This is a genomic window from Pseudomonas sp. 1928-m, assembly GCF_029269135.1.
Classification (GTDB): domain Bacteria; phylum Pseudomonadota; class Gammaproteobacteria; order Pseudomonadales; family Pseudomonadaceae; genus Aquipseudomonas.
This window is the reverse complement of record NZ_JARIXO010000009.1, coordinates 15,857-31,308: the sequence shown is the minus strand read 5'-3', so window position 1 is coordinate 31,308 and position 15,452 is coordinate 15,857. Positions and strand designations below refer to the sequence as shown.

Sequence of the window (15,452 nt, the reverse complement as noted above, 5' to 3'; positions counted from 1 at the left end):
CTTTCGGCAATTGATGCTGATCAGAGGTCGTTACCGCTTGTTGCGTCCTCGCCAGAGCCGCTATCGGTGGCAGGCAGCAGGTCAATCGAGCTGTAGTGCTGAGCCAGGCGGGCGGTGCTGCCATCCTGCTCAAGGGCTAGCAGGGCCTGATTCAGCTGTTGCATAAAGCCCTGTTTGTAGGGGTAGGCCTGTTCATTGATGCGGGTATAGCCCAGATGACCGTGCTCGCTGGACAGCTTCGGGCCCTCAGTCAGCCAGCTCAGCCCACTGCTGGAAAACAGGCCTTCGTTGCGCATCTGCTGCAGTTCCCAGAGGATCGACAGGCGATCATTGATAAACACATCAATGCGCTTGCGTCTGAGTTGCAGCAGGTTGGTGCGGTTGTCCGTGGCGTAGCTCTGTTTGACCTCGCCAGCCGCGAGCATGGTCTTGTAACTCGGCGCGGCGATGATGTTGAAGCCGCGGTTGAGACCAATGCGCAGGCCCGCATAGGCGGCCGGGAAATCCCCAATGGCGCGTTGCTGAGCCAGCTCGGAACGCACGAAGGCCACCACGCTTTCTTCCAGAATCGGCCGCGAGTAATCCATCCACGGGCGTTCCACGGGGCGATGGTAGGGCGGGAACAGGGCAAAGGCTGTGCCTTTTTCCAGCGCCGCTAACCCGCGTGGCCAGGGCACAGGGCGGATACTCACGCGATAACCCGGCATACGCGCAAAGGCCGCGCGCAGGATATCGCTGTACAGGCCTTTGGCTTCGCCGTTTTCGGCGTAGCTGTAGGGCGGATAACTGGCGTCACACAGCACCGTAACACTGATGGGCGTTTGCGCTTGGGCGATGCCATACATGGCCAGGCACAGTAGCCACGTTACGAGTATGCGCATGCCCAATCTCCTTATCGGTTGGCGCAGGCTGCACGCGCAGGTGCAGCCAGATGTATGGGAACTCAGACCTTGAAGCGCCCGAGCAGATGATCTTGCTGGCCGACCTGTTCGACCATTACGGCGCACTGACGCACCTGTTCCTCGGCGCCGGCGGCCACCTCATGGCTGATGTCGCGGATATTGGTGGTGTTGCGGTTGATCTCCTCGGTGGTGGCGCTCTGCTGCTCGGCGGCGGTGGCGATTTGTAGGTTCATGTCGTTGATCCGGGTGATGGCATCACTGATGCGCCCAAGCATGTCGTTGGCCGCGCCGGCTTCTTCGGCGGTCTTGCTGGCGGTATCGCGGCTCTGCTGCATGCGCGATTCGGCCTGTTTCACCCCGGATTGCAGCTGGTCGATCATCTGGCGGATTTCCTGGGTCGACTGCTGGGTGCGCGAGGCCAGTGAGCGTACCTCATCGGCAACCACGGCAAAACCGCGGCCGGACTCCCCGGCGCGCGCGGCTTCTATGGCGGCGTTGAGGGCGAGCAGGTTGGTCTGGTCAGCAATACTGGTGATCACCGAGAGGATCGACTCGATGTTGTGGCTGAGCTTGGCCAGCTCGTTGATCGCATGGCTGGTTTCGTCCATTTCCTCGGCCAGGTGCTTGATTGCCTCGGTGGAGCGCGACACCACGCGCACGCCATTCTCGGTTTCCTGATTGGCCGCCAGTGCAGCCTGCGCGGCAGCCTGTGCGTTGCGCGCCACTTCCTCGGCGGTGGAGGCCATTTCCTGCATGGCGGTGGCCAACTGGTCGAGTTCCTGCAGCTGTTGCTGGAGACGATTGGCGGCCTGGTTGGCTTCGCTGGAGGTCAGGGTGGTGCTTTCGCGCACCAGCCTGGAGCTGCCCATCACCTCGCTGATCAGGCTCTGCAGGCTTTGCAGAAAGCTGTTGAACTCTCTGGAAACCAGGGCGATTTCATCGTTGCCGGCGGCAGGCAAGCGGCGTGTCAGATCGCCTTCACCGCTGTTCACCTCATGCAGGGAGTTGTGCAGGTGATCAAGGGGCTTGAGCAGGCTGTTCATCAGCACGCCCAGCACAATCAGGCTGATGATCACTCCCAGCACGGTGCCGATCACCGCGCGCCAGCTCAGGGCGTTGGCTTCGGCCATGACGATGCTCTTGTCCAGCACCACGCCGATATACCAATCCATGCCTTTGAGATTGGGCAGTGGGGTGAAGGACACCAGCAGGTCCTTGTCGGCGCCGCTGGTTTCCTGCAGTTCCTTGTTCAGCGCAGGGCTCTGTCCGTCGAATAGTTCGCTGTAGCTTTTGCCGTTCAGCTCGGTGTTGGGGTGGGAAATGATGTTGCCGTTGCGCGTGAGCAGAAAGGCGTAGCCGGCGCCGTTGAAGTCCAGCGTGTTGACCGCATCTGCGACGGTTTTCAGGCGAATGTCGCCACCCAGCACGCCGAGAAATTCGCCGGCATTAGTGATGCGGGTAACGGCGGAAATCAGAATTTCGCCGGTAGTGGAATCCACATAGGGTTCGGTGAGTACCGCCTGGCTGCCGGCTTTACCGGTGGCGTACCAGGGGCGTTGACGGCCATCCCAATCCGGTTTTGGCTGCCACTCATCGGTGTTCTTGATCGGCTTGCCATCGCTTTGCAGGGTGCCGAACACCAGGATGAACTCATTCTTCAGCATGGGGCTGTTGACGATGCGCTGGGTTTCTTCGGGGCTGTAGTTGCTGTCGATGCTTTGCGACATCAGATCCATCAGCTTGAGTTTGGCGTTAAGCCAGTTCTCGATCTGCCGCGCTAGCGCGTTACTCGACTCTGCGATGCTCGCCGCCACCTGGTTATGCAGGGTTTCGCGAACTTGGCTGACTTGCGCCAGTGACAGCAGGCTGGTGGTAAGGAACAGCACGATGGCTGCAGCCAGACCAACCTTGTGGGCAATCTTCATAACACGCTCCCGGCGGCAATTTCGAATAGATCGTTGGGCGCCTCTGCTCCTTGGCCTTACCTGTTAAAAGTAATACAGCCTGGCCAGATTGCTTGCGGGCTCGCCACTGTTTTGCCATTAAATGCAAAAGCCCGGCACATGGGCCGGGCTTTGCGGTGTTGCGGGATGTGTTTACACCATGTGCTTCTTGTCCAGCTCGACTGCCAGGTCGAGGGCTTCGAGCAGCGCCTTGCGTACTTTCAACTTGGTGTTCTTGTGCGCGGTCATGTTGATCTTCTTCATCTGCTGGGCAACCGCCAGGGCAGTGGCGTGCAGTTGCTCGGCCGGCACCACCTTGTCGAGGAAGCCTGCATCCACTGCGCCTTGTGGGTCAAACATCTCGCCGTTGATTACCGAACGGTGGAAGGCCGATTTGCGCAGGCGGTCACGGGCCAGTTCGATGCCGGCGTGGTGCATGGTCATGCCGATCTGTACTTCGTTGAGGCCGATGCTGAACGGGCCTTCGACGCCGATGCGGTAGTCGGACGAGAGCAGGATAAATGCACCCTTGGCCACCGCATGGCCCGGGCAGGCGACGATGATCGGGAAGGGGTGAGCGAGCATGCGGCGCGCCAGGGTGGAACCGGAAGCCACGAGGTCGATCGCATTCTGCGGGCCGGAAGTCATCACCTTGAGGTCGTAGCCACCGGAGAGAATGCCCGGCTGACCGGTGATGATCACGATGGCCTTGTCCTGCACGGCGCGATCCAGAGCCGCATTGAAGGCAGTGATCACATCCGGGGAGATGGCATTCACCTTGCCATTACACAGGGTCAGGGTGGCAATGCCATCGTCGAGTTGGTAGCTGATCAGGTCGCTCATGGTCGGGTTCCTTGTGCTGAAGTGCAGCAGACGTTACTCATCCGCACTGGCCAGGTAAAGCACGATGGCTGACTGGCTGGTCAGCGATTGCTGCGCTTGTTGCCGTCAGCCTGTTTATTTCCCAGGGCTTTGTTCTATTAACCTAGCGGCGATTCGAGCAAGGCCGGCAAACCTCACGACTGATCCCTGCATTTGGCATAAGCGCATGAATCTTTTGAAAAAAGCTTTTGCCTTTGCAAGGCTGTTCGGCTAGATTAGCGCGCCTCGACAGACAGCAATGCCGGTCGAGCCCCGGTGAAGTGTCCGAGTGGCTTAAGGAGCACGCCTGGAAAGTGTGTATACGAGAAATCGTATCGAGAGTTCGAATCTCTCCTTCACCGCCATACATAGAAACCCCCAGAGAGCAGACTTTCTGGGGGTTTTTTCGTTTAAGGCCCCGCAAGTCTCCGCCGAATTGGTACAGCGCAGTGGTACAGATGACTGTCATGGCACAACCTTGGAAGCATCCCGTCAGTGGCGTTTTTTACTTCCGCCGTGAGGTCCTAGACGGCATTTGTGGAGTCATTGGTAACCTCCCGTCGCCGGGCGCTTGTTAGACTGCGCGCCTGACGATTGGGGTTGGGCATGAAGGCGACTTGGGACATTTTCTGCAGCGTTGTCGATAACTACGGCGATATCGGGGTGACCTGGCGGTTGGCGCGGCAGTTGGTGGCCGAGCATGGTCTGGCGGTGCGGCTGTGGGTGGATGATCTGGGCGCGTTTGTGCGTTTGTGTCCGCAGGCTGATGCGCAGGCGCAGCGGCAAACCCAGCAGGGCGTTGAGGTCTGTTTGTGGCGTGCCGAGTGGCAGGCGGTTGAGCCTGCGGATGTGGTGATCGAGGCGTTTGCCTGTGAGTTGCCGGCCGCCTATATAGCCGCCATGGCGCAGCGTGCGCAGAAACCGCTCTGGCTCAATCTGGAGTACCTGAGCGCCGAGGACTGGGTGGAGGGCTGCCACGGCTTGCCTTCACTGCAGTCCAATGGCTTGTCGAAGTTCTTCTTCTTTCCCGGTTTTACCGCAGGCTGCGGCGGCTTGTTGCGTGAGCGTGAACTGCTGGTGCAGCGCCGGGCGTTTCAGGCCGATAGCAGCGCCCGCGAAGTGTTTCTGCGCAGCGTTGGTCTAACGCCGTTGCCTGGCGCGCGGCTGATCTCCCTGTTTGCCTATGAAAACGCTGCGCTGGCCAGCTGGCTGGATGTCCTGGCTGCAGACGCGCACGTCAGCCAGTTATTAGTGCCGGAAGGGCGCATTCTGGCGGATCTGCAGGCTTGGCTCGGTTGCACAGCCATGCGCGCTGGGGATGTGCAGCAGCGTGGCCAACTGCATATCCAGGTGTTGCCGTTTATCCAGCAGGATCAGTACGACCGGCTGCTGTGGAGTTGTGATTTCAATGCGGTACGTGGCGAGGATTCCTTCGTCCGTGCGCAATGGGCCGGGCGGCCGTTGCTCTGGCATATCTATGAGCAGGCGGACAACGCCCACCTGGAAAAGCTCGACGCGTTTCTTGCTCTCTATAAGGAGGGTTTATCAGCGGGTGGGCAGCGGGCCCTGGTCGAGCTGTGGCATGCCTGGAATACCGGTCAGCCAGTCAAAGAAAGCTGGAATCAGCTGCTACAAGGCTGGCCAGAGCAGCAGGCACATGCCGAACAGTGGTGTCTGCAACGTGCCTCTCAGGCCGATCTTGCCGAGGCGCTGGTGCAGTTTTACCTAAATTGGCTATGATACGCGGCCAAGAATTTTGTAATTCCATCCAAACCCGGATATTCGTATGAAAACCGCACAAGAAATGAAGCCCAACAGTGTGGCCCTGATCGACGGCCAACCTTGGCTGATCCAGAAGGCCGAATTCACCAAGTCCGGTCGTAACAGCGCCATCGTTAAAATGAAGCTGAAGAACCTGCTGAGCGGTTCCTCGACTGAAACCGTGTACAAAGCCGACGACAAAATGGAGCCGGTGATCCTCGATCGCGTAGACGTGACCTATTCGTACTACAGCGAGCCGAACTTCGTCTTTATGGACCAAGAGTTCAACCAGTACGAGCTGAACAAAGACGATCTGGAAAGCGTAATGCCGTACATCGTTGATGGCATGACTGACGTCTGCGAAGCCGTATTCTTTGAAGGCAAAGTGGTTTCGGTTGACCTGCCGACCACCATCGTTCGCCAGATCACCTACACCGAAGGTTCCGCCCGTGGCGACACTTCCGGCAAAGTGATGAAGCCAGCCAAGCTGAGCAACGGTACCGAGATCAAAGTCGCTGACTTCTGCAACATCGACGACTGGATCGAAATCGACACCCGTACCGGTGAGTACAAATCCCGCGCTAAAGCTCCGGTTTAAGATCGGCTTTAACGGCGAGAGTAAAAAGCCCGACCTTGAGTCGGGTTTTTTTATGCCTGTGGTTTACCGACAGCGTTTAGCTGCGCTGCAGGCCACTTTGCAGCGCCAGATCCCAGGGCGCTACCGGGCCAAAGCGGGTCTTGAGAAACTCCAGCAACAAGCGGCTGCGTGAGTCGGTTTCGCGCTCCAGGCGCAGGGCGTAGATACCGCTGGGCTCTGGGGCGGGCAGGCCGTTTTCGCAGAACAGCGGCAGCAGTTCGCCGCGCAGCAGGTAGTCGCTGATCAGCCAGGTTGGCAAATGGGCAATGCCCAAGCCGGCGAGGGCGCTGAACAGCAGTGCTTCGGCGTTGTTGGCGGTCATGCGCAAACGCTTGGGGCGGCATAGTTGCAGTTTGCCGTCTTGCTCGAAGCGCCAGGCGTATGGTGGTGCCAGGCTGTCCCAGTCGAGGCCGTCATGTTCCAGCAGCTCATCAGGGCTGCGCGGTACACCGCGACGCGCCAGGTAGTCAGGGCTGGCGCAGACGACTCGGACCATGGGCGATAGCGCCGTGGCGACCAGTCGGGTATCCGCCAGCGGACCGATGCGCAGCACCAGATCGACCTCTCCCAGGTGCGTGCCATGCAGATCGACGAAGCTGTCGATCAGTCGTAGTTGCACATCCAGTCCTGGATAGGCGACCAGAAACTCGGCAATCGCCGGCGCCAAGTGGCGTCGACCGAATGGCGCGGGTGCGTCAATACGAATCAACCCTTCCGGTGCACTGCTTAGCGAGACGGCTTCGGCGCGGGCCAGGTGCAGCTCGGCGAGAATGCGCCGCGCGCGTTCGGCAAAGGCCAGGCCGGCGGAGGTGGCGCGTACGGCATGAGTGCTGCGGCTGAATAGGTTGCTGCCCAGCGAGCGTTCCAGTGCATCGATGCGTCGAGCCACTGCCGAGGGCGTCAGCGGGTGGCGACGGGCTGCGGCGGAAAAGCTGCCGGTTTCCAGCACATCGAGAAACAGGCTGAGCTGGTCGGTCAGGCTATCAGGGTTCATGGTCAGGCCTTGCTATGCGTTGAATGCATAGCCATTATGCGTTGCTGTGCGTTTCGCGGCTAGTGTCGAAGCACTAGGCTGTGCGGCACCATTTTGGAGCCCGCTGATGACCTTGCTCGACTTTGCCTTGAACCTCCTGCTTGGGCTTGCCCTCGGCACCTTGGGTGGCCTGTTTGGAATTGGCGGTGGGTTGATCGCTATCCCGGCTCTGGGGGTATTGTTTGGCCTGGATCAGCAGCTGGCGCAAGGTACGGCGTTAGTGATGGTGGTGCCCAATGTGCTGTTGGCGCTGTGGCGTTATCACCAGCGCAACCGCATCGACTGGCGCCATGCCCTGACCCTGGCGGTGACCAGCTTGCTGTTTGCCGTAGTGGGCGCCGGTTGGGCCGTTACCCTGGATGCCGATCGCATGCGCCTGGGTTTCGTGGTTTTCCTGGTGCTGCTGGCGCTCTATAACCTCTCGCGGCTATACAGCAAGCCGGCCATGCTCTCGGTGGGGATGCGCTATCCCTGGCCTTGGCTAACGCTGCTGGGCAGCGGTGCCGGTTTGCTCGGCGGCCTGTTCGGCGTAGGCGGCGCAGTGTTGGCCACGCCCGTGCTGACCACGGTATTCGGCACCAGTCAGGTGGTCGCGCAAGGGCTTTCTCTGGCGTTGGCGGCGCCGAGTACGGCTGTCACCCTGGCGACCTATGCCGTGCATGATCACGTCGATTGGTTGCTGGGCGCACCCTTGGCGTTGGGCGGTTTGCTCAGCATCAGCTGGGGCGTGAAGTTTGCCCATGCGTTGCCTGAGCGGATATTGCGCGGGCTGTTTGCCGGCTTTCTACTGCTGTGCGCGGTATTGCTCGGGTTTAAAGTCTAAAGCCTTCGACAATCTGCTCGGCCAGGGTTTCGGTGACCTGCGACTGCGTCTGGCTGTTACGCAGTAGCACGATACTGGCGGAGGGCATCACCGGCAGGCCCTCGGCAGTGCCGATGATGCGCATGTCCGGGGTAATCAGGCTTTGCAGCTGTGCGGTAATCGCTAGGCCCGCGCTGACGACCGCCATGATCGCCGACAGGCTTGGGCTGGTGTAGGCGATACGGTATTCGCGCTCCATGGCGTCCAGCGCGTTGCAGGCCCAGGAGCGGCAGAAACACTGGGCATTGAACATCGCCAGTGGTAGCGGCTCCTGCTCATGGGGGCTGAAGCCCTGGGCTTCGGCCCAGACAATTCGTTCTTGGCGCAGCAGTTGGCCAATTTCGGTACCGGGCTCGCGGGTGACGATGGTTAGGTCGAGGTCTTGGCGTTGCAGCAACTGGAAGGATGGCTCGCAGTGCAATTCCACCTGCACCAGCGGGTAGGCTTGGGCGAAGCGCGAAAGGATGCCCGGCATAAAGCGCATCACATAGTCGTCCGGGGTGCCGATGCGCACGGTGCCAACCATATGCGGGGCACGCATGCTGGTCATCACTTCACTGTGCAATTTGAGAATGCGCCGGGCATAACCGAGCAGTAACTGGCCTTCGGCGGTGAGACTGAACTGGCGGCCGTCGCGCAGAAACAGCGGGCGCTGCACCACATCTTCTTCCAAGCGCTTCATCTGCATGCTGACGGCCGACTGGGTGCGGTTGACCATTTCCGCAGCGCGGGTAAAACCGCCGTGATCGGCAATCGCGACAAAGGTGCGCAGCAGTTCGCTATCGATGCTCGGGTAGCTGGCCATACATCAATCTCCGAGATGCATTGCATAAGAAACATTCGTTGGATTGATCATAATCCCAGCGCGAGACTGTCGCCAACCCCACAAGGAGGGCGACGAGATGAAAGGTCAAAAAGGTTATGCAATAGCCAGTGCCGGGCGCTTACAGGGACGCCGGCCGTTTGCAATACTGCGGGCGGTTAGTCGCCAGTTTTCCCGCTGGTGGCAGCTGGCCGAGCAGCGGCGGCGTTTGGCGATGCTCGATGATGCGGCATTGAAGGACCTGGGCTTAAGCCGTGCGGATGTTATCCAGGAAAGCGAGCGTTCATTCTGGGATGATCCGCTGGCGCGCTAAGCGGCTGAGGGCCGTGGTTATTCAGGGATTTATATAAATAAGGAGAGACATTGATGTCGAGCTATCAACTTGCGCAGTTGAATATCGCCACGATGAAGGCGCCACTGGAGTCGCCAAGCATGGCCGACTTTGTCGCCAATCTGGAGCGCATCAATGCGCTGGCGGAAGCCTCGCCCGGTTACGTCTGGCGCTTGCAGGACGAGGCGGGCGATGCCACGGCGTTTCGCCCGTTTGGCGATGATGTGCTGGTGAATCTGTCGGTCTGGCGCGATGTGCAGGCGCTCAGCGATTACGTCTACAAGTCCGCGCACACCGAGATGCTCAAGCGCCGCCAGGAATGGTTCAGCAAGGTCAGTGCCGCGCATATGGTGCTGTGGTGGGTGCCGGCGGGGCATCGGCCCTCGGTGCAGGAGGCTGCCGAGCGCCTGACATTGCTGCGAGAGCAGGGCGCCAGCGCGCAGGCGTTCAGCTTTCGCCAGGCGTTTGCGGCGCCGGATGTGCTTGTGGCTGAGCCTGCCGAGTAGCTGCAAGCGCTTATCTGCTTGAGCATGAGCGAGGCGAGCGGATCACCGGAGCGGCAAGCGGGTGGCGCATCCGCTACAATGCGCGCCGAATTTGTCTTGCCCGAGAGCCTGCCCCATGTCCGCCTGCCAGACCCCGATCATCGTTGCCCTGGATTTCCCGACCCGTGATGCCGCGCTGGCATTGGCTGATCAGCTTGATCCCACGTTGTGTCGGGTAAAAGTGGGCAAGGAGCTGTTCACCCGTTGCGGGCCGGAGATCGTCAACGTGCTGGTCGGTAAGGGCTTCGAGGTGTTCCTCGATCTGAAATTCCACGACATTCCCAATACCACCGCCATGGCCGTTAAGGCTGCGGCCGAGATGGGCGTGTGGATGGTCAATGTGCACTGCTCGGGCGGCCTGCGCATGATGGCGGCCTGCCGCGAAACCCTGGACAAGCTCGCCGGGGCCAAGCCGCTGCTGATTGGCGTAACCGTGCTGACCAGCATGGAACGCGAAGACCTGGCGGGCATTGGCCTGGATCTCGAACCGCAGGCGCAGGTGCTGCGTCTCGCTGGGCTGGCTGCGCAGGCCGGTCTGGATGGCCTAGTGTGTTCGGCTCAGGAAGCGCAGGCGCTGAAGGCCGCTTACCCGGCGCTGCAACTGGTGACGCCGGGGATTCGTCCGGCTGGCAGCGCTCAGGACGACCAGCGCCGTATTCTGACGCCGCGTCAGGCGTTGGATGTAGGCTCGGATTATCTGGTGATCGGCCGGCCGATCAGCCAGGCAGCCAATCCTGCCCAGGCGTTGGCAGCGGTAGTGGCTGAACTGGCCTGATGCTGCTGCGGTAAGGCCGACATCGGCCTTGCTGCCCTGAATCTGCATTAAAAGTTGTATACAATCGCCGCGTCTCGACTAGCCAGGTTTTCTCCATGCATCCCGCCGCCGAAGATTCGCCACTGGGCAAATCCAGCGAGTACATCGCTACCTACACCCCGTCTTTGTTGTTCCCGATTCCGCGTGCCGCGAAATGGGCCGAACTGGGCCTGAGCACCGAGACACTGCCGTATCAGGGCGTGGATTTCTGGAACTGTTTCGAGCTTTCCTGGCTGCTGCCGTCGGGCAAGCCGGTGGTGGCCATGGGTGAGTTCGCCATTCCCGCCGACTCGCCGAATATCATCGAGTCGAAATCCTTCAAGTTGTACCTCAACTCGCTGAACCAGTCGGTGTTCAGCAACGCTGACGAACTGGTGGCGGTGCTGGTGCAGGACCTCTCGGCAGCCGCCGGCAAGCCGGTTGGCGTGCGCGTGCGTAGCTTGGCCGAGGTGACGGCCGAAGGTGTGCAGGCCGCGCCAGGCGTCTGCATTGACGAGCTGGATGTGGTCATCAGCAACTATGCGCAGCCGCAGCCTGAACTGCTGCGCTGTGATGCCGTGCGGGTGGTCGGGGAAAGCCTGCACAGCCATCTGCTCAAGTCCAATTGCCCGGTCACCGGCCAGCCGGATTGGGGCACTCTGGTGGTGCAGTATCGTGGTCTGGCGCTGGATCACGCCAGCCTGCTGGCCTACCTGGTGAGCTTTCGCCAGCATGCGGATTTTCACGAGCAGTGCGTGGAGCGAATTTTTCTCGACCTGCAACGTTTGCTCAAGCCCGAGCACCTGACGGTGTATGCACGGTATGTGCGGCGTGGTGGATTGGACATCAATCCCTATCGCAGCAGTGGGCCGATCAGCCCGGATAATCGCCGGCTGGTACGCCAGTAATGCAAAACCCCAGCTAATGCTGGGGTTTTCGTTAGCACCTGTCTCGGATCTGCTGCGCGTCGGCGATACTGCGTTAAAAACAGCCCGGGACGCGGCGTCTCGGAATGCTCATTTACAGCAGTAAACTCGGCTTCCTCGGCGCTTTGACCAGCCGGAGGCTGTTACTACGTAGCGCCTTGTCTCGCACTAGCTCGCGAGATCCGAAAAAGGCGCTATGTAGGTGGCTTAGATGCCCATATTAGCCAGGCTCTGCACGATATTGCGCAGGGTGCCGGCAAGGGTCGGGTGGCTGGCTTCGAAGCGTTCCACCGCGAGGTTGACCCCGTCGATCAGGGTTGCGTCAGGCGCGGCTGCGGCTTGGCGGGCCAGTTGCAGTTCAATTTCCTGGGTCAGTACAAACAGCTCGGCGCGCTCTTCTTCAGTCAGTGGCGGCTGTTCGGCCAGTTGGTCGCGCAGGTCTTGCAGTTGCTGCTGCAGGCGGCTTGCAGGCATGGAATTCTCCCTTTGTTAGTCGACAGATTGACTGACCTTGCGCAGGGGCGAAAGGTTCTGCATGCCTTCAGGTTAATCCAAGCCGGCAGGCTTTGCTTGCTTTGGATCAAGCCTGAGGTACTGATTCAGCAGGCAATCTGGCCCTGGCTTAGGGCTTCTCGCCCTTATGGCGACGCAGGCTGAGATCCGCCAGGCAGGTGGGCAGGTCGCTGAGCTGGTCGATAACCGAGTGCACGCCAAGACGATACAGGCTGAGGGTGGCCTGGCTGCGTAGTTGATCGCGTTCGGTCATCGGCAGGCTCTGCCAATCAGCCGGTGCCAGGCCGCACAGAGGGCCGCTGATGGCCAGGCCGATGGTCCAGATGCCGGCATTCAGCGCCGCCTGTAGCAGGCGAGGTTCGCCGCTGACCAATACGCAGCCTTCAAGCTGATTTACCTGCAGGGTCATCAGGCTGAGCCAGATAGCGTCGGGCGCTGGCCAGGGACGATGGCTATGGCTGGATGTGCCGGGCAGCCAGTTTGGGAGTGCATTGGCCAGGCTGATGCTGGCGTCACGCGGCAGTTCATCCAGCCAGGCGCAGGGCACCGTTTGCTGGTGCAGCTGCTCAAGTAGGGGCAGGGCGGCATGGGTGGCTTCGGCATGCTCGCATGCGGTCTCGCAGAGTGCCTGCTGATAGGTTTGCCACTCTTCAGTCAGCGGCTCGCGGCCTAGGACCTGCGGCAGACTCTGCAGATTGGCTGCAGCTGGGTAAAGGCGTTGCAGGGTCAGCGGGATGGTGCGAGCGCCAAAATCAACCAGGCAGCCGGACAGGCTAAACAATATGGCGTTGAAAGCGGGCAAGCTGGCGGGCGTTTGCATGGGCCGTCCTTGAAAATGGTCTAGTCCAGGCTAGCGCTTTCAGGTTACAGACAGATGAAGGCTTTATTTCCGTTCGCGTTGCCGCCAATCACTGGGCTGTACGGCAACAGGCGGTAAGATTTTTCAGCTATTTGTTCGTCCGCTATGCTGCCTATTTATAGAGCCGCCGCCTTATACTGCGCGGCCTGATTTGGCCGCCTGCGGCAGCCTGAGCATTTTCAAGGAGCGACTGTGATGCGTGTGACCGGTGCGAGCTGGATTGAACGATTGAGCCTGTTGATTGCCTGTACCGGCGTGCTGTTGCTGCCTGCACTGGCGCAAGCCAACGAAGAAGACCCTTGGCAGGGTTACAACCGCTTTATGTTCCGGGTCAACGACAACGTTGATGCCTATACCCTCAAACCATTGGCCAAGGGTTATCAGGCGGTGACGCCGCAATTCGTTGAAGACGGTGTAAGCAATGTCTTCCGTAATATTGGTGATGTGCGCAACCTGGCCAACAATTTGTTGCAAGGTAAGCTACACGACGCCGGCGTGGACAGCGGTCGCTTGATCTTCAATAGCACCTTCGGTTTGCTCGGTTTCTTCGATGTGGCAAGCAAAATGGGCCTGCAGCGCAGCGATGAGGATTTTGGTCAGACACTCGGCGCTTGGGGTGTGGGGAGCGGTCCTTACGTGGTCTTGCCGCTGATGGGACCGAGTACCGTGCGTGATACGTTTGGTCGTGTCCCTGATGCCATGTTGACCGCTCCCATGCACATCGACCATGTGCCTACGCGTAATGTGGTGATCGGTGTCGAGACACTGAGCTTACGTGCCAGCCTGCTCAAGGCCGAGCGTATGGTCAGCGGCGACAAGTACATCTTTATCCGCAATGCCTACCTGCAGAATCGCGAATTCAAAGTGCGCGATGGTGAGGTTGAGGACGACTTCTAAGTTGTCGGCACATGTAGAAAAGGCGGCCTACTAGGCCGCCTTTTTTGTATGCGAGCGTGATCAGCTCATGGAAATAATTGCCAACCCCAACGCCTGACGGCCATCGTCCATCGCGCTAACGCGCACCACCTCGGCTTGCGCATCCAGGCCGCGCAGTTCGTTGTGGTCCGAGGCAATATGGATACGCACCTTGTCGCCCATCTTCACTGCGCTTTCGGCTTCCAGCTGCATGCCGGTGCTGGACAGGTCGAGGCACAGCGCGGGAATTTCCTTGCCGTCATGGTGCAGAGTAACGGGGGCTTCTAGCCGCATGCGGATGTAATCGCGTTTCTCGCTGTAGGCACGATCATTTTGGCTCATGGGCTTTTTCCTCTTGTTATGGGGGCTGTCCTGCAGCTCTTATAACCTTGGCCGATTTGAGGTGTAAAGTCGTACGGCGACGACCGGCATGCGCTTGAATCACGTTGCGGATGGGAGTACCGTCTGCGCCTTGAAGCAAGCCGAGTTCGCGCATGAAGACACTAGCTCTGCATGCATAAGCCAACCCATACCCGGCGCAGTTTGCCTGGATACCTCATGCACAAAACCAGTGCCACGCTGCTGATAATCGATGACGACGACGTAGTGCGTGCGAGTCTCGCAGCCTACCTGGAAGACAGTGGTTTTCATGTGCTGCAGGCCGCCAATGGCTTGCAGGGGCTGGAAGTCTTTCATGCCGAGTCGCCGGATCTGGTGATCTGCGATCTGCGCATGCCGCAAGTCGATGGTCTCGAGCTGATCCGTCGTATCAATGCCCTGCAAGTGGAAACCCCGGTCATCGTGGTGTCCGGTGCCGGCGTGATGAGCGATGCCGTCGAGGCCTTGCGCCTGGGCGCTGCCGATTACCTGATTAAACCCCTGGCCGATCTCGCCGTGCTTGAACATTCAGTGCGTCGTGCGCTGGATCGCGCCAATTTGCGTCTGGAAAACCAGCGCTACCGCGACGAGCTGGAAACCGCCAACCGCGAACTGCAAGCTAGTCTGCACCTGCTGCAGGAAGATCAGAACGCCGGCCGCCAAGTGCAGATGAACATGCTGCCGGTGACGCCGTGGCAGGCCGATGGCCTGAACTTCGCCCACCAGATCATTCCTTCGCTGTACCTGTCGGGCGACTTTGTCGACTATTTTCGCGTCGATGACAGCCGTATCGCGTTTTATCTGGCCGATGTGTCCGGGCATGGTGCTTCTTCGGCGTTTATCACTGTGCTGCTGAAGTTTATGACCACGCGCCTGCTGTACGAGTCGCGCCGCGGTGGCAATCTGCCGGATTTCAAACCCTCTGAAGTGCTCGGCCATATCAACCGTGGGTTGATCAACTGCAAGCTGGGCAAGCACGTGACCATGCTTGGCGGCGTGATCGACCAGGCCAACAACCGCCTGACTTACAGCATTGGCGGCCATTTGCCGCTACCGGTGCTCTACAGCGACGGCCAGGCGCGTTATCTGGAAGGGCGCGGCTTGCCGGTCGGGCTGTTTGTCGAAGCCGAATACAACGACCTGGAACTGGAACTGCCGGAGGCCTTTAGCCTGACGCTGCTCTCCGATGGCATCCTTGATCTGCTGCCGGGCGACACCTTGAAAGACAAGGAAACCCTGCTGCCGCAGTTGATCAGTTCCGCGGGCGGCACCCTGGATGGCTTGCGCAAGGCTTTTGGGCTGGCCAATCTGGGGGATATGCCGGATGATATTGCCTTGCTGGTGTTAAGCAGGAACCTTGCATGAACCCT

17 protein-coding genes and 1 tRNA gene are annotated in these 15,452 nt (G+C 59.9%); 10 read left to right on the top strand and 8 right to left on the bottom strand.

Annotation, left to right across the window (positions count from 1 at the left end; translation table 11 throughout):
- Window positions 1-20: 20 nt before the first annotated feature.
- The 3 genes from P3C18_RS20295 to P3C18_RS20285 form a co-directional block, all read right to left on the bottom strand.
- Window positions 21-881: a transporter substrate-binding domain-containing protein gene (locus P3C18_RS20295; protein WP_275963591.1), complete on the bottom strand. Its 861-nt coding sequence runs from the start codon at window positions 879-881 to the stop codon at window positions 21-23.
- A gap of 62 nt (window positions 882-943) precedes the next feature.
- Entirely contained in the window at window positions 944-2,827 is a 1,884-nt protein-coding gene (locus tag P3C18_RS20290) for a methyl-accepting chemotaxis protein (protein WP_275963590.1), read from the bottom strand.
- A 171-nt stretch (window positions 2,828-2,998) separates the two neighbouring features.
- Window positions 2,999-3,688, bottom strand: a complete 690-nt coding sequence (locus tag P3C18_RS20285; RefSeq protein WP_275963589.1) for a crotonase/enoyl-CoA hydratase family protein — start codon at window positions 3,686-3,688, stop codon at window positions 2,999-3,001.
- Window positions 3,689-3,981: 293 nt separating this feature from the next.
- On the opposite strand from P3C18_RS20285, the gene P3C18_RS20280 reads away from it, so the two are divergent.
- From P3C18_RS20280 to efp, 3 genes are all read left to right on the top strand, one after another.
- Window positions 3,982-4,071: transfer RNA gene (locus P3C18_RS20280), tRNA-Ser, on the top strand.
- A gap of 241 nt (window positions 4,072-4,312) precedes the next feature.
- On the top strand, window positions 4,313-5,446 hold the full coding sequence (gene earP / locus P3C18_RS20275) for an elongation factor P maturation arginine rhamnosyltransferase EarP (protein WP_275963588.1): 1,134 nt from the start codon (window positions 4,313-4,315) through the stop codon (window positions 5,444-5,446).
- A gap of 46 nt (window positions 5,447-5,492) precedes the next feature.
- On the top strand, window positions 5,493-6,065 hold the full coding sequence (efp, locus tag P3C18_RS20270; RefSeq protein WP_275963587.1) for an elongation factor P: 573 nt from the start codon (window positions 5,493-5,495) through the stop codon (window positions 6,063-6,065).
- 76 nt (window positions 6,066-6,141) lie between these two features.
- On the opposite strand, the gene P3C18_RS20265 is transcribed toward efp, so the two are convergent.
- Window positions 6,142-7,098 (bottom strand): LysR family transcriptional regulator, encoded by a 957-nt coding sequence (locus P3C18_RS20265; RefSeq protein WP_275963585.1) that lies wholly within the window; start codon window positions 7,096-7,098, stop codon window positions 6,142-6,144.
- Between the two features lie 112 nt (window positions 7,099-7,210).
- Between P3C18_RS20265 and P3C18_RS20260 the strand changes: the two genes are divergently transcribed.
- A complete protein-coding gene (locus P3C18_RS20260) occupies window positions 7,211-7,960 on the top strand; it encodes a sulfite exporter TauE/SafE family protein (RefSeq protein WP_275963608.1) in 750 nt (249 codons plus the stop codon).
- On the opposite strand, the gene P3C18_RS20255 is transcribed toward P3C18_RS20260, so the two are convergent.
- Entirely contained in the window at window positions 7,950-8,804 is an 855-nt protein-coding gene (locus P3C18_RS20255; protein WP_275963584.1) for a LysR substrate-binding domain-containing protein, read from the bottom strand. The genes P3C18_RS20260 and P3C18_RS20255 overlap by 11 nt on opposite strands.
- A 97-nt stretch (window positions 8,805-8,901) precedes the next feature.
- On the opposite strand from P3C18_RS20255, the gene P3C18_RS20250 reads away from it, so the two are divergent.
- The 4 genes from P3C18_RS20250 to queF all read left to right on the top strand — a co-directional run bounded on the left by P3C18_RS20250 (window position 8,902) and on the right by queF (window position 11,399).
- Window positions 8,902-9,135 (top strand): DUF1127 domain-containing protein, encoded by a 234-nt coding sequence (locus P3C18_RS20250; protein WP_275963583.1) that lies wholly within the window; start codon window positions 8,902-8,904, stop codon window positions 9,133-9,135.
- A gap of 53 nt (window positions 9,136-9,188) precedes the next feature.
- Window positions 9,189-9,659: a DUF3291 domain-containing protein gene (locus P3C18_RS20245; protein ID WP_275963582.1), complete on the top strand. Its 471-nt coding sequence runs from the start codon at window positions 9,189-9,191 to the stop codon at window positions 9,657-9,659.
- A 115-nt stretch (window positions 9,660-9,774) separates the two neighbouring features.
- The gene (gene pyrF, locus P3C18_RS20240) at window positions 9,775-10,473 is read left to right on the top strand and encodes an orotidine-5'-phosphate decarboxylase (RefSeq protein ID WP_275963581.1); all 699 of its coding nucleotides are present in this window, start codon (window positions 9,775-9,777) and stop codon (window positions 10,471-10,473) included.
- Window positions 10,474-10,568: 95 nt separating this feature from the next.
- A complete protein-coding gene (gene queF / locus P3C18_RS20235; RefSeq protein ID WP_275963580.1) occupies window positions 10,569-11,399 on the top strand; it encodes an NADPH-dependent 7-cyano-7-deazaguanine reductase QueF in 831 nt (276 codons plus the stop codon).
- Window positions 11,400-11,624: 225 nt separating this feature from the next.
- Here the strand turns inward: queF and P3C18_RS20230 are convergent, their stop codons facing one another.
- Window positions 11,625-11,891 (bottom strand): DUF4404 family protein, encoded by a 267-nt coding sequence (locus P3C18_RS20230; protein WP_090247740.1) that lies wholly within the window; start codon window positions 11,889-11,891, stop codon window positions 11,625-11,627.
- A 148-nt stretch (window positions 11,892-12,039) separates the two neighbouring features.
- Complete coding sequence (locus tag P3C18_RS20225; RefSeq protein WP_275963579.1) at window positions 12,040-12,750, bottom strand: HAD family phosphatase; 711 nt, start codon at window positions 12,748-12,750, stop codon at window positions 12,040-12,042.
- A 234-nt stretch (window positions 12,751-12,984) separates the two neighbouring features.
- Between P3C18_RS20225 and P3C18_RS20220 the strand changes: the two genes are divergently transcribed.
- Window positions 12,985-13,686 carry a VacJ family lipoprotein gene (locus P3C18_RS20220; protein WP_275963578.1) on the top strand — a complete coding sequence of 234 codons (702 nt, stop codon included), beginning with the start codon at window positions 12,985-12,987 and terminating at the stop codon, window positions 13,684-13,686.
- A gap of 60 nt (window positions 13,687-13,746) precedes the next feature.
- Here the strand turns inward: P3C18_RS20220 and P3C18_RS20215 are convergent, their stop codons facing one another.
- Entirely contained in the window at window positions 13,747-14,046 is a 300-nt protein-coding gene (locus P3C18_RS20215) for a PilZ domain-containing protein (RefSeq protein WP_275963577.1), read from the bottom strand.
- Between the two features lie 216 nt (window positions 14,047-14,262).
- On the opposite strand from P3C18_RS20215, the gene rssB reads away from it, so the two are divergent.
- Complete coding sequence (gene rssB / locus P3C18_RS20210; RefSeq protein WP_275963576.1) at window positions 14,263-15,447, top strand: two-component system response regulator RssB; 1,185 nt, start codon at window positions 14,263-14,265, stop codon at window positions 15,445-15,447.
- Window positions 15,448-15,452: the final 5 nt, after the last annotated feature.

Coding starts and splice junctions, on each gene's coding strand:
- P3C18_RS20295 (WP_275963591.1), bottom strand. CDS start 881: ATGCGCATACTCGTAACGTGGCTACTGTGCCTGGCCATGTATGGCATC.
- P3C18_RS20290 (WP_275963590.1), bottom strand. CDS start 2,827: ATGAAGATTGCCCACAAGGTTGGTCTGGCTGCAGCCATCGTGCTGTTC.
- P3C18_RS20285 (WP_275963589.1), bottom strand. CDS start 3,688: ATGAGCGACCTGATCAGCTACCAACTCGACGATGGCATTGCCACCCTG.
- earP (WP_275963588.1), top strand. CDS start 4,313: ATGAAGGCGACTTGGGACATTTTCTGCAGCGTTGTCGATAACTACGGC.
- efp (WP_275963587.1), top strand. CDS start 5,493: ATGAAAACCGCACAAGAAATGAAGCCCAACAGTGTGGCCCTGATCGAC.
- P3C18_RS20265 (WP_275963585.1), bottom strand. CDS start 7,098: ATGAACCCTGATAGCCTGACCGACCAGCTCAGCCTGTTTCTCGATGTG.
- P3C18_RS20255 (WP_275963584.1), bottom strand. CDS start 8,804: ATGGCCAGCTACCCGAGCATCGATAGCGAACTGCTGCGCACCTTTGTC.
- P3C18_RS20250 (WP_275963583.1), top strand. CDS start 8,902: ATGAAAGGTCAAAAAGGTTATGCAATAGCCAGTGCCGGGCGCTTACAG.
- P3C18_RS20245 (WP_275963582.1), top strand. CDS start 9,189: ATGTCGAGCTATCAACTTGCGCAGTTGAATATCGCCACGATGAAGGCG.
- pyrF (WP_275963581.1), top strand. CDS start 9,775: ATGTCCGCCTGCCAGACCCCGATCATCGTTGCCCTGGATTTCCCGACC.
- queF (WP_275963580.1), top strand. CDS start 10,569: ATGCATCCCGCCGCCGAAGATTCGCCACTGGGCAAATCCAGCGAGTAC.
- P3C18_RS20230 (WP_090247740.1), bottom strand. CDS start 11,891: ATGCCTGCAAGCCGCCTGCAGCAGCAACTGCAAGACCTGCGCGACCAA.
- P3C18_RS20225 (WP_275963579.1), bottom strand. CDS start 12,750: ATGCAAACGCCCGCCAGCTTGCCCGCTTTCAACGCCATATTGTTTAGC.
- P3C18_RS20220 (WP_275963578.1), top strand. CDS start 12,985: ATGCGTGTGACCGGTGCGAGCTGGATTGAACGATTGAGCCTGTTGATT.
- P3C18_RS20215 (WP_275963577.1), bottom strand. CDS start 14,046: ATGAGCCAAAATGATCGTGCCTACAGCGAGAAACGCGATTACATCCGC.
- rssB (WP_275963576.1), top strand. CDS start 14,263: ATGCACAAAACCAGTGCCACGCTGCTGATAATCGATGACGACGACGTA.